Raw genomic sequence first — 11721 nt, 5'->3', positions numbered from 1 at the left:
ATCAATAGCGCTCAAGCAGGCGCCGACTGGCAAAGCTGAAGGTCAACACCCCGAAAATCAGCACACCGGTCGCCACCTGCTGCCAGTAGAAATTCCAGCCAATCAGCAGCAGGCCGTTGGCGATTACATTGATGAACAGCACGCCCAGCAGGGTCCCTGGAATATTCGCCCGACCCTGTCGGCTCAGGGTTGTGCCGATGAACACCGCGCCAATCGCGTTGAGCAAAAATGCGTTGCCGGACAGCGGCACATAGGCGCTGACCGTTGAGCTGAGCAGCACCCCGCCCACCCCACACGCCAACGCAGTGGCCAAGGCCACGACGGTGACGATACGCCGCACCGACAACCCTGAGTAATACGCCAGCAGCGGCTGCGTACCTTGTGCGAGCAACTCCCGCCCCAGGCGTCCGCGCGCCAGTGCCACACCGTAGAACAGCGCCAGCCCCAACACGATCGACAACGGCGCCAGCCCCGTCAGTTCAGGTTTCAGACCTTGGACGATATAGATGGGCTGGCCCCCGTCCGAGAGCAATTGCTGGGCGCTGGTGCCGATGAACAATGTGCCCAGGGTGGCAAGGAACGGGCTGATCCGCAGCCCGGCGATCAGCCCCGCGTTCACCAGGCCCACCAGCAGCGCGGCAAGCAACGCACCGGTCGCGGCAAACGCCCAGCCATGCCCGCCATTGAGCAGCACCACAAAGCTGAAACTGGCGAAGTCCAACGCCGTGCCCACCGACAGATCAATGCCGCCGGCCGCCACGGCGTAGGTCATGCCGATGGCCACAATCGCCAGCAACACGAAATTGTTCAACACCAGGCTTTGCAGGTTACCGGCGCTGAGGAAGCCCGGCGCCTGCAACGCAAACACGCCGACGATCAGCGCGAACACCAGGGGTAATGTCAGCGGTAACCAGGCGCGCAGGTTCATGTCGTCGCTCCCCGGTTCAGCGCGCTGGACGCCGCGACCACCAACAAGATCAACACGCCCTGCACACCATTGACCCAGAAGTTCGACAGGTTAAGCAGTTGAAAGCCATTGATCAGAAACCCGATCAACAGCGCCGCCAGCAACGTGCCTGGAATACTCGCCACCAGCCGGCGGGAAAACACCACGCCAAGAAACGCAATCGCCACCACCGACAACAGCATGTCGCCCGACCCGGTGGTACTGCCGCTGAAAAACGCCGCCGAGCACAACGCCGCCACGGCAGCAGACAGTCCCGACAGCAGGTAACTCGACAGCACATAGCCAGGCACACGAATGCCCGCCGCTTCGGCCGCCTGGGGGTATTCGCCGACGGCGTGCAGGCGCAGCCCGTAGGGCGAATGCTGGATCAGCAAGGTCAGCAGCGCCGCCGTTACCAACAGCACCCATGCCAAGGCAGGCACACCTAACCCAGTGCCGCCACTGAGCACATCCAGCAGCGGCGAGTCAGTGGACACCACGGTGTTTTCGGTCAACACCAGTTCCAGCCCGGCCAGCACGTTCATGCTCGCCAGCGTCGCCAACAGCGGCGGCAAACGCAGCACTACCACGGCCAGTCCATTGAGCAGGCCGACCGCCAGGCCGCAGCCCAGGGTCAGCAGCACGGTCAGCCAGAGCTCCAGGCCGGCATTGTTGAGACGGCTGAATACCGCCGCGCACAACCCCAGGTTGGCCGCCAGCGACAGGTCGAGCCCACCGGAGACCACGTTCGAACCTCCGCCGATGATCACGCAGGTCAACCCGAAGGCCAGCACACCAAGAATCGCCGACTGGCTGAACACATTCGCCAGGTTGCCCACCGACAAGAAATTCGGCGCCGCCACGGCAAACCCCACTAGAATCGCCAGAAACACCCCCACCGAACCTCGTCGCAGTATGGCTTCAAGCATGCTCGACCTCCCGCACCGGCGCAGCGGCGGCCGGTACAGCGCCGGTGGCACACGCCAGCAACTGGTCGCTGTCGGCTTCTCCCGCACGAAACTCACCGGCCATCTCACCGCGATGCAGCACCAGGATGCGATCGCTGATCCCGAGCAATTCGGGCAAGTCCGACGACAACACCAACACCGCCGCCCCCTCCTCCACCAGGCGCCCGATCAAACGATAGATCTCGACTTTGGCGCCGACATCCACGCCCACACACGGCTCATCGAGCAGGTACACGGCCGAGCGACGGCTCAGCCATTTCCCCAGGGCAACCTTCTGCTGGTTGCCGCCACTGAGCTGGCTGACCGCCGCGTGCGGACCCGGCGCCTTGATCGCCAATTCCTCCATCAGCCGCAAGCTTTCCGCCTGCTCTTTGGCGCGACTCAACCAGCCCCAGCGGCTGAACCGGCCCAGCCCCGCCAGTGTGAGGTTTTCCAACACCGACAGAACCGGCGCAATCCCCTGGCTACGACGCTCCTCGGGCACCAAGGCAATGCCCTCGGCAATCGCTTGGCCTGGCGAGCGCAGGCGCAGCAACCGCCCGTGCAGATGAACGCTGCCACTGTCAGCCTGCTCGACGCCAAACAGGGTCTTGAACAACGCCTTGGCGCCCGACCCCACCAGCCCCGTCAGGCCGACGATTTCACCGCGGCGCACTTCAAGGTCAATCTGCCGGTAGCGCCGCGCCAGGCTCAACCCGCGCACTTGCAACAACGGCTCGCCCAGCTCGACCTTCACCTTGGGGTACATCTCCTGCACCTCGCGGTTGACCATCAGCCGCGCAATCTCGGCGCTGGACGTATGCCGAGGCTGCACCACCGCCACATCGCGGCCATTGCGCAGCACCGTGACCTCATCGCACAGGCTGTCGATTTCCTGCAGGTAATGGGAGATGTACAGAATCGACAGGCCTTGGTCGCGCAGGCGCTTGACGATGCGCAGCAACTGGTCGACCTCGCGCTTGACCAGCGCGACGCTGGGTTCATCGAACACCAGGATCTTGGGCTGGCGAATCAACGCCCGGGTGATTTGCAGCACCTGGCGCTCGGCGCTGTTCAGCTCGCCCACCAGCGCACCGGCAGGCAGCTGCACATCAAAATATTCGGCCAGCAAACGATCGGCTTCACGCTGCTGTCGACGCCGATCCACAAACGGCCCACGGCGCAGTTCATGGCCGAAAAACAACGCCTCGCCCACGGTAAAACTCGCTGGCAACAGGCGCTCCTGATGGATGAACTGCACACCCAATGCGTCGACCTGACGCGGTGACAGTGCGGCGTACGACTGACCGTCGATACTCACCTGCCCGGCATCGGCCTTGTGGATGCCGGCCAGCACCTTGATCAACGTCGACTTGCCTGCGCCGTTCTCGCCGACCAGGCCATGGATGGTGCCGCGCTCGACCTTGAGGCTCGCATCGTCCAGTGCCAGCGTGGCGCCAAAGCGTTTGTGCAGATTCTGCAGGTGCAACGCCGCCATCAGTCACCCCGCAGTGCTTGGACCTGCGCCAGGTTGTCGGCGGTGGTCAGCAACGTGGCCACATGGGTCTCCTTGGGCAAGTCACGTTGCCCGGCCAGGTAACGCGCCACGTTCTGCACGGCGGTCTTGCCGATCAGCGCCGGTTGTTGCGCCACCACTGCACCGACCGGCGAGTTCGTCTGGCCGAGCAGCGCGAGCACTTCGGGGGTGCCGTCGACGCCATAGGTCTTGATCTCGGTACGCTTGGCATCGATCAACGCCTTGCTCGCACCCAACTGCGGAATGTCCCACGCCGACCAGATCGCCGAAACACTGCCCGCCGGGTACTTGTTGAGCAGCGCCGACACCTGGGAATAGGCATCCTGCACGGTATTGGGGATCACATCGCGCAACTCGGGCTGGATGATCTCCAACTGCGGGTGGTCCTTGAGTGCCAGCTTCAACTGGTCATAACGGATCGCACACACCGGCACACCGTAGAAGCCGTTGAACACCAGAATCTTGCCCTTGCCGCCGGCGTCCTTGATCAACTGATCGGCCAGCGCCTTGCCGGTGGCGACGTTATCGGAGGTGGTGTTGTTGAGGCTGTATTGCGACGGCGCGTCGATGGTGAACAGCGGAATGCCGGCCTTGCTGATGCGCTTGAGCCAGGGATCGATCACGCTGAGGGTGCCGAGGGTCTGGATCACCGCGTCGGGCTTCTGGGTGACCACGGTTTGCAGCTGCGTCACCAGGTTCTTGTCGTTGCGCCCGGCATCAAGGGTGATCGGCGTGCCGCCCAGGCGCTTGATCTCATCGACCTGCGCCTGGAATGCCTTGATATCGAAGTAGTGACTGGTGCCGGTCATGCTCACAGCGATGCGCTTGCCGGCCAGGGACGGCACGGTGTCGTCACCGTCTGCGGCATAGGCCGCGCCGCTCAACAACAGCGCGGCGCCGAGGCAGATCAAACGGGAAAACGAGGAAAGGCTGGAAGGCATACAGGGCTCCTGAGCCACCGGTGAAAGGGTTCACCCAGTGACATTGCAGAGCCCGTGCCAGGATTTTTATCGCATTAAATCAACGATATAAAAACCCTGGATGAAAATAGACTGTCGTTCTTGGGCACAACTGCCCACCGACTGTTGCTCACGCAACACTTGCAGGCGATGAGCATAGGTACCTACACATCTTTTGATAGGAGCACGAGCATCCTGTAGTGAGCGGGCTTGCCCCGCGCTGGGTGGCGAAGCCGCCCCAAACCCAAGCACCTCGGTCTTGCTGAAAAAACGCGGCGGTTTTATTAGGGCGGCTTCGCCACCCAGCGCGGGGCAAGCCCGCTCACTACAGTGGTAGACGATGAGGCCCTTGAGCCTTGCTGCGGCACCTACAGGGGTCCGGTGATCTGCTTAGGCAAGCGCTGATCAATCAGTTGGTACAACGCACTGTCCTGCGGCCAATTACGCATGAACCGCGCACGGTCCTTGGCATACGCCGGGGCGAAGCTGGCGGCGGAGGTGTGTTGGCACATCGCATCAAGGTCGATCAGCGACCAGCGGTCCTGGTCCCAGAACAGGTTGTGGCCCTTGAAGTCACCATGGCTGATGCGCTCGCGGATCAGTTCGGCGAACAGGTGATCCAGCGCCTGCAGTTCGTTTTCCGGCGCTTCACCGCTTTCAACATACGGCGCGAAGCGTTCGATGATGTCCGGGCCCGGCAGGTATTCGGTGATCAGGTACGCGCGGCTGCGCAGCCAGAAAAAGCGCTTCTCCAGCACGGCCAGCGGCTTTGGCGTGGCAATACCGAGGAACGCCAGGCGGTTGCCTTCGCGCCAGGAATGCCAGGCTCGACTCGGGCGCCAGAAACGTTTGAGCCAATGGGCAAAACCCTTGATGTTGTAGCGCTTGATCACCAGCGGCCGGCCAGCAACTTCGACTTTGGCGACGCTGGCGGCGCCGCCGGTTTTATACAAATGGCCTTGGTCCAGCAGCGCATCGGCCTGCTCAAGCACCGGCAACATCGCCGGCGCTTCTTCACGACGAATCGCGCGCAAAGCAAAGGCGCCACGCACCACGCTGAACAGCGTGCATTCGCGGCCGGTCTTGTTCAAAAAGTCCTTGAGGCGCCAGGCGCTGACTTTGCGCACCTGTTTCTCCAGGGCTTCCAGCGGCAGGGCGTGCTCGCCGTTGCTCAGCAGGTAGTACACCAGCAGTTCTTCGGTAAACGGCTCAAGGTTTTTTGGCAACTGAGCGAAAAACACCCCGAGGTTTTCCAGCACGCGGTTGCGCGACAGCGGCTTGCCAGCCTCTTCGACGCGAATCCCGGCACCGTCGATCAAATACAGCTTGCCGTTCTGGCGCAGCAGGTTGTCCAGGTGCAGGTCTTCCTGCCACAGCCCTTTGGTGTGCATCTGCGCAATCGCACCCAGCGCTTCAGCCAGCACGGCGGTTTGTTCGTCAGCCAACGGCGGCAACGCTTCGACGGCGTGCCAGGCATCTGCCAAGCTCTCGGCGCCCTCGATGAATTCGAACAGCAGCCAGCCACCCTCGCCTTCCTGCAAGCCATCGGCCAACAACAATGGCGTGGTCAGGCCTTGCTCGGCCAGCAAACGCACGCCGCTGAGTTCACGCTGGAAGTGCCGCGCGGCCTTGCTGCCCACCAATAACTTGGCCAGTACCGGACGCCCGCGCCATACCGCTGCGCCGACATACCGCTCGCCCGGCAACACGCGCAGCAGGCTGAGCAGTTGCAGTTGGCCAGGGCCTGCGGCATCCGCCAGGTCCAGGGTAAGGGGCAGGCTCGGGGTGCGGCCGGCGCTTTTCAGCTCGGACAGGCGCATCAACGGTTCTCCTTGTGGCTACGTCGGGCCGTCAGGCGCTGCAGCCAACTGCCGACCAGTGCACTGTCCTCAGGCTGATCGAGGTAAGCGGCCAACAGCTGACGCACCTGCGCGTCCGACCACTGCGGCGCCCGGCGCAACAGCGGCTCGAGGTCCTTGACCCGGTCACGCCAGCCAAACAGCAACGGGCGGGTTTTCTCCAGGTCGATCAATTGCGCGGCATAACCGTCACCGGTCGCCTGCAGGAAAATATGCTTGGGGTAAAAACAGCCGTGCACCTGGCCGACGCTGTGCAGCCGGCGTGCCAGTTGGCCGCAGGCCAGCAGGATTGCACAGTGCTGGGCGTCGCTCAGTTGCGACCACTGCTCCAGCAAGGAATCCAGGTCATTCCAACCGTCGAGCGCGCGGGTCAGCAGCATCGCGCGGTGCTCGCCAGCGACCTTGCGCTCCCCGTAGAACGCCGCCTGCAACGCTGGAATGCCAAGGGTGCGGTAACGGCTGATATTGCGAAATTCGCGGGAAAAACTCGGCTCGCCAAACGGACGGTGCAGGCTGCGCGTCAGGTAGTTGCTCTGGCGCTTGAGGTAGTAGCCGTGGCCGTCGAGCTCCAGGCGAAACACACTGCTCCAGCCGCCACGGCTGGTATTGGGCTCGTCCACCGCCTCCAGCTGCTTGGCCCACAAGGCGTCGAACGTCGCCAGGCCGTTGCGCTCCATCAGCGCACGGTCTTCAGCCGCCAGGAAATCACTCATTCGCGTCCCTCGAAAAACTTCACCACGTGGCGAATACGCCGTTTGTCCGACGCACTCAGGTGCCGGCTCTGACGGTACTGCAGGTAGAAGCGCAGGCGCTGGGTGGCGGACAGGTGATACTTGGCCACCTTGTCCAGGCAGGCCAGGTCTTTAGTGATACGGTACTTGAGCCAGAACCCGCGCCAGAAATCGCCGTTGGGGCAATCGATCAGGTACAGCGTGGACTGGTCGTCGATCAGCAGGTTGCGCCACTTCAAGTCGTTATGGGTAAAGCGGTGATCGTGCATGGTGCGCGTGTATTCGGCGAGCTGGCGGCTCACCGCGTCGACCCACTTGGGGTCGCGCAGGCGTGCATCGTTACGCTCGGCCAATACCGAAAGGTCTTCGGTTTTCGGCAACTCGCGCGTGATCATCGCGCCGCGTTCGTAGGCCAGGCCCTTACGCTCCAGCCCCCAGGCCACGACGTCAGCGGTGGGAATGCCCCACTTGGCGAAACGCTTGAGGTTCTGCCATTCGGACTTGACCCGCGGCTTGCCCAGGTAACGCCGCAGGCCCTTGCCGGCGCCGGTGTAGCGCTTGACGTAGTAATTGATCCCGCCGCGCTCCACGCGGATCACTTCCGACAACGGGTCGCGGGTCAGCCGCTCGCCTTGCAGGGCGAATACCGCTTCGAGGCTTCCAAAATCATCCGCCAGGGTGGCGTAAGCAGGTTCCAGGTTCCAACCCGCCATCAGATCGCGTCCCCATAACGTTGCTTGCGCGCATACAGCTTGTCGGCCTTGCGCTGCATCAGGCTCAACGATGCCGATTGCTCGGCCAGGATCTGGCGCAATGGCTGGCGAAAGTAACCCTTGAGGAAGCGCAGTTTGTCGCGACGGGTCAGGCCGATCTCCAGCGCCGAGTAGTACAGCGCGGACAGGTCCTTGTCGCGCCAGCGCAACGGCAGATGGGCACGCAGTTGGGCGCGGTGCAGGTCGATCACCGACAGCTTGATGTTGTTCGCGTCGATGGGGCTGGAGGTGTCCAGCAAGAAGTGGCACAGGTAGCAATCGCGGTGATTGACGCCACCCCGGTGCATGTCGCCGACCATGCGCGCCAACTCGGCCGTGAGGGCGTGGCGCAACGCAGGTGTTGGCGGTTCGGCGACCCAGTTAAGGGTCACGTCTTCGAGGCTGATGGTCGGCGCCAGCTCTTCGGTGATGATGAACGAGTGCTGGTCTGCCGGGTTGCTGCCTTTTTCGCCGAAGGCCACGCCGGTCATGGTCGGTACGCCAAGCGCCTGCAAGCGGTGGATGGCGTCCCACTCCAGGCCGGCACCCAGTACCGGCAACTTGGCGGTGATCAGGTTCTTGAAGATTTCCGCCCAACCAATGCCGCGGTGGATTTTCACAAAATACGGGCGGCCAGCGACCTCGGTGCGCAACGTGCGACGCGCCGCCAACTCACGGAAGACCTGGCCTTGCAGTTTCTCGACTTCGGCAAAGGCATCAAGCCCGGCCCACAACGTCTTGAACGGTTCGGCAAGAATCAATTTCATCGTTTTGGCTCCGCCAGAATCACATCCGCAGCGTGCTGCGGCATGCTGTAGAGGTCGGCCGTCTCGGCAAAGGCCAACCCATTGCGGCTCCAGGCCGCGCGCTGTGCAGTGTCGGTGAGCATGTGCGTCAGGTACTGGTTGAGCTGGTTCTGCTCGAACGGCTCGTCCAGCACCAGGCCGCTGTCGGCTTCGGCAATGTAGTGGGCATACCCACACACGGCAGAGACCAGCACCGGCAACCCGGCTACCAGGGCTTCGAGCAATACAGTACCGGTGTTTTCGTTGTACGCCGGGTGGATCAACAGGTCGGCGCCCAGCAGGAAACGCGGGATATCGCTGCGGCCCTTGAGGAACTGCACGTTGTCCCCCAGCCCCAGCGTCGCGCTTTGCAGTTGGAATACTTTGGGGTCGTCCTGGCCGATTACAAACAGGCGCGTGCGTTTTTTCAGCTCAGACGGCAGCGCGGCCACGGCCTTGAGGCTGCGGTCGACGCCTTTGGTCTTGAAGCCCGAGCCGATTTGCACCAGCAGCAGGTCGTCGTCGCCGAGGTTGAATTCCTGGCGGAAACCCTCGCGAATCTCGGCGGCATTCGGCGGCGCACGGCGGTCCTGGGCAATGCCCGGCGGCAGCAGGTGGAAGCGTTCCAGCGGCGTGTCGTAATGCTTGATGAACAGCGGCTGTTGCACTTCGGAAATCATCAAGACCTCCGTCTTGGCGTTCTTGGCGAACACCGCACGCTCGTACTCGGCGAAGTGCTTGTAGCGACCAAAATAGCGGTAGAGCGAGTGGCGCAGGTTTTGCGCCTTGTCTTCAAAGCAGCCGTCGGCAGCGTAGTACACATCCAGGCCGGGCATTTTGTTGAAGCCAATCAAACGATCAACCGGGCGTTTGGCCAGGTCGGCTTCCATCCAGGCGCTGAGTTTTTCATTGCGCCGATGGTTGAAGAACGCCTTGACCGGCGCCACCAGCACTTCGAAGCCGGGCGGGATGTCGCCTTCCCAGATCAGCGTGTACACACGAATCTGATGGCCGCGCTGCTGGCACTCCAGGGCGATGCGCATGAAGTCACGCTGCAGGCCACCGAAGGGGAAGTATTTGTACAGAACAAAAGCCAGTTGCATCAGTGCAGCTCCTCAGCCAATAACAACGTGCTCAGTCGGCTGGCCACACGCTCAGGGTTCAGGCGCGTGAAGCACAGGGGCGACTCGCGCTTGAGGTCGAACCGACGCAGGTCGTCGGCCGTCGGTTGGTAGGTACAGTGTTTTTGCAGGCACGGTGCGCAGGGGAAGTCACTCGCCAGATGAATCTGGCCCTTGCCGTAGGCGCCAGTGAGCCCGGGGTTGGTAGGGCCGAACAGGGAAATGGTCGGCACATCCAGCGCGGCAGCGAGGTGACCGAGACCGGTGTCCACAGCCACACAAGCACGAGCGCCGGCCAATACACGGGCGACACCGGCCAGGTTCAATTTGGGCAGTACTTCAGCGTTTTGCAGGCCTTGGGCCAGACGCTCGGCGCGGGCCTTTTCATCAGCGTTGCCCCACGGCAACTTCACGTCCACGCCCAGTCGCCCCATGCGTTCGGCCAGCTCACGCCAATAGGCTTCGGGCCAATGCTTGGTGTCCCAGGTGGTGCCGTGCAGCAGCAGCACGAACGGTTTTTTCGGCGGCAGGCCGAGCAGTTTGTCGACGCTCAGGCCATAGTCGCCCAGGCCTTTGGGCAAGTCGTAGCCGAGGGCGACGGCAAACAACTGGCGCAGGCGCTCCACTGCGTGTTGCCCACGGGCCACGGCCAGGCGCCGGGAATAGAAGCGCGCGGCGATGGGCTCGCGGGCCGAGTGCTTGTCGAAACCCGCCACCGGTGCTCGCACATAGCGGGTCAGCCAGGCGCTTTTGAGCAGGCCCTGGGCGTCGATCACCAAGTCGTATTTGGTCGACTGGATGCGTTGTTTGAAACGCCGCCATTCGCCACTTTTAAGGGTCTGCCAGAGGTTTTTGCGCCAGCGGCGGATCGCCACCGGGATCACCTTGTCGACCGCCGGATGCCAGGTGGGAATCTCGGCGAAGCCTTCTTCCACCACCCAGTCGAATTGAATGCCGGGGATCGCCCGCGCGGCATCGGTCAGTGCCGGCAAGGCATGGATCACGTCGCCCAGGGATGAGGTCTTGATTACCAGTACGCGCAAACTATCGGACCTCGACCGCAGAGCCCTGCAACCGCTGCAAGGCCTCGTTCACCGGCTGCGGCAGCAACTGGCGCATGCAGTTGTAGTGGCCGAAACGGCAGGTGCGATCAAAACACGGGCTGCAATCCAGGCCCAGGCGTACCACTTCGACCTGGTCGGCCAATGGCGGGGTGAACCCCGGCGAGGTGGAACCGTATACCGCCACCAGCGGGCGGTTCAGCGCGGCAGCCACGTGCATCAGCCCGGAGTCGTTGGACACCACCGAATCGGCGCAGGACAACAAGTCGATGGCCTCGGCCAGGGACGTGTCGCCGCTGAGGTTCACCGCTTCTTCGCGCAGACCGGGGATCAGGCGCTGGCGAATGTCTTCACCCACCGGGTGGTCCTTCTTCGAACCAAACAGCCACACCTGCCAGCCTTCGCGGATCTTGGCCTCGGCGACCTTGGCGTAGTGCTCCGACGGCCAGCGCTTGGACTCGCCAAACTCGGCGCCAGGGCACAGCGCCAGGACCGGACGATCAAGTGCCAGGCCGAACTTGGCCAGGGCCGCGTCGCGGCTCTGCGGGTCAATTTGAAGGCTGGGGCGCGGGTACGGCTTGGGCAACTCGGCACCCGGCTCGTACGCCAGGGCCATGAAGCGTTCGATCATCAGCGGGTAGCGGGCTTTGTCCAGCGTGCGCACATCATTGAGCAGCACGTAGCGAAACTCGCCACGCCAGCCGGTGCGTTTGGGGATGCCGGCAAAATACGGCACCAGCGCCGATTTGAGCGAGTTGGGCAGCAGGATTGCCTGGTCGTATTGCCCCGCCAGGGATTTACCGATGCGACGGCGGGTCGCCAGTTCCAGGGCACCGTGGCCGAGCGGAAAGCTCAAGGCCTTGCGCACCTCGGGCATGCGCTCGAGGATCGGCCGGCTCCACTCGGGGGCGAGCACGTCGATCTGGCAGTCCGGGTAGCGCATACGCAAACACTGGAACAGTGTCTGCGCCATCACCATGTCACCGACCCAACTGGGCCCAACGATCAGAATATTCATGTAGT

At 63.0% G+C, this 11721-nt stretch carries 11 protein-coding genes; all 11 read right to left on the bottom strand.

All coding sequences use genetic code 11. The features are described 5' to 3' along the window. Window position 1: 1 nt before the first annotated feature. The 11 genes from QCBJ_RS14900 to waaF all read right to left on the bottom strand — a co-directional run bounded on the left by QCBJ_RS14900 (window position 2) and on the right by waaF (window position 11716). Window positions 2–928 (bottom strand): ABC transporter permease, encoded by a 927-nt coding sequence (locus tag QCBJ_RS14900; RefSeq protein WP_012721870.1) that lies wholly within the window; start codon window positions 926–928, stop codon window positions 2–4. Next, entirely contained in the window at window positions 925–1875 is a 951-nt protein-coding gene (locus QCBJ_RS14895) for an ABC transporter permease (protein ID WP_102061122.1), read from the bottom strand. The genes QCBJ_RS14900 and QCBJ_RS14895 overlap by 4 nt, the downstream gene beginning before the upstream one ends. Beyond that, window positions 1868–3391: a sugar ABC transporter ATP-binding protein gene (locus QCBJ_RS14890; RefSeq protein ID WP_102061121.1), complete on the bottom strand. Its 1524-nt coding sequence runs from the start codon at window positions 3389–3391 to the stop codon at window positions 1868–1870. Before QCBJ_RS14890 ends, QCBJ_RS14895 begins: the two co-directional genes overlap by 8 nt. After that, window positions 3391–4371: a sugar ABC transporter substrate-binding protein gene (locus tag QCBJ_RS14885; protein WP_093542852.1), complete on the bottom strand. Its 981-nt coding sequence runs from the start codon at window positions 4369–4371 to the stop codon at window positions 3391–3393. Before QCBJ_RS14885 ends, QCBJ_RS14890 begins: the two co-directional genes overlap by 1 nt. 386 nt (window positions 4372–4757) lie before the next feature. Beyond that, window positions 4758–6209 carry a lipopolysaccharide kinase InaA family protein gene (locus QCBJ_RS14880; protein ID WP_102061120.1) on the bottom strand — a complete coding sequence of 484 codons (1452 nt, stop codon included), beginning with the start codon at window positions 6207–6209 and terminating at the stop codon, window positions 4758–4760. Then, window positions 6209–6961, bottom strand: coding sequence for a lipopolysaccharide kinase InaA family protein (locus QCBJ_RS14875; RefSeq protein ID WP_102061119.1), 753 nt, complete (start codon window positions 6959–6961; stop codon window positions 6209–6211). Before QCBJ_RS14875 ends, QCBJ_RS14880 begins: the two co-directional genes overlap by 1 nt. Continuing rightward, window positions 6958–7692 (bottom strand): lipopolysaccharide kinase InaA family protein, encoded by a 735-nt coding sequence (locus tag QCBJ_RS14870; protein WP_012721866.1) that lies wholly within the window; start codon window positions 7690–7692, stop codon window positions 6958–6960. The genes QCBJ_RS14875 and QCBJ_RS14870 overlap by 4 nt, the downstream gene beginning before the upstream one ends. Next, window positions 7692–8498 (bottom strand): lipopolysaccharide core heptose(I) kinase RfaP, encoded by an 807-nt coding sequence (gene rfaP, locus QCBJ_RS14865; protein WP_012721865.1) that lies wholly within the window; start codon window positions 8496–8498, stop codon window positions 7692–7694. Before rfaP ends, QCBJ_RS14870 begins: the two co-directional genes overlap by 1 nt. Next, window positions 8495–9619, bottom strand: coding sequence for a glycosyltransferase family 4 protein (locus tag QCBJ_RS14860; protein ID WP_102061118.1), 1125 nt, complete (start codon window positions 9617–9619; stop codon window positions 8495–8497). The genes rfaP and QCBJ_RS14860 overlap by 4 nt, the downstream gene beginning before the upstream one ends. Next, a complete protein-coding gene (gene waaC, locus QCBJ_RS14855; protein WP_046033896.1) occupies window positions 9619–10680 on the bottom strand; it encodes a lipopolysaccharide heptosyltransferase I in 1062 nt (353 codons plus the stop codon). The genes QCBJ_RS14860 and waaC overlap by 1 nt, the downstream gene beginning before the upstream one ends. A gap of 1 nt (window position 10681) precedes the next feature. After that, window positions 10682–11716, bottom strand: coding sequence for a lipopolysaccharide heptosyltransferase II (waaF, locus tag QCBJ_RS14850; protein ID WP_102061117.1), 1035 nt, complete (start codon window positions 11714–11716; stop codon window positions 10682–10684). Between the last annotated feature and the right edge of the window lie 5 nt (window positions 11717–11721).

Origin of the sequence: Pseudomonas sp. QC2 (genome assembly GCF_002859085.1) — a bacterium.
GTDB lineage: Bacteria > Pseudomonadota > Gammaproteobacteria > Pseudomonadales > Pseudomonadaceae > Aquipseudomonas > Aquipseudomonas petroselini.
Note: the sequence above shows the minus strand (reverse complement) of the source record. Positions and strands in the feature narration are given on the sequence as shown.

Bases quoted from the DNA above. Each gene is read 5' to 3' on its own strand.
- QCBJ_RS14900 (WP_012721870.1), bottom strand. From the start codon at position 928: ATGAACCTGCGCGCCTGGTTACCGCTGACATTACCCCTGGTGTTCGCG.
- QCBJ_RS14895 (WP_102061122.1), bottom strand. From the start codon at position 1,875: ATGCTTGAAGCCATACTGCGACGAGGTTCGGTGGGGGTGTTTCTGGCG.
- QCBJ_RS14890 (WP_102061121.1), bottom strand. From the start codon at position 3,391: ATGGCGGCGTTGCACCTGCAGAATCTGCACAAACGCTTTGGCGCCACG.
- QCBJ_RS14885 (WP_093542852.1), bottom strand. From the start codon at position 4,371: ATGCCTTCCAGCCTTTCCTCGTTTTCCCGTTTGATCTGCCTCGGCGCC.
- QCBJ_RS14880 (WP_102061120.1), bottom strand. From the start codon at position 6,209: ATGCGCCTGTCCGAGCTGAAAAGCGCCGGCCGCACCCCGAGCCTGCCC.
- QCBJ_RS14875 (WP_102061119.1), bottom strand. From the start codon at position 6,961: ATGAGTGATTTCCTGGCGGCTGAAGACCGTGCGCTGATGGAGCGCAAC.
- QCBJ_RS14870 (WP_012721866.1), bottom strand. From the start codon at position 7,692: ATGGCGGGTTGGAACCTGGAACCTGCTTACGCCACCCTGGCGGATGAT.
- rfaP (WP_012721865.1), bottom strand. From the start codon at position 8,498: ATGAAATTGATTCTTGCCGAACCGTTCAAGACGTTGTGGGCCGGGCTT.
- QCBJ_RS14860 (WP_102061118.1), bottom strand. From the start codon at position 9,619: ATGCAACTGGCTTTTGTTCTGTACAAATACTTCCCCTTCGGTGGCCTG.
- waaF (WP_102061117.1), bottom strand. From the start codon at position 11,716: ATGAATATTCTGATCGTTGGGCCCAGTTGGGTCGGTGACATGGTGATG.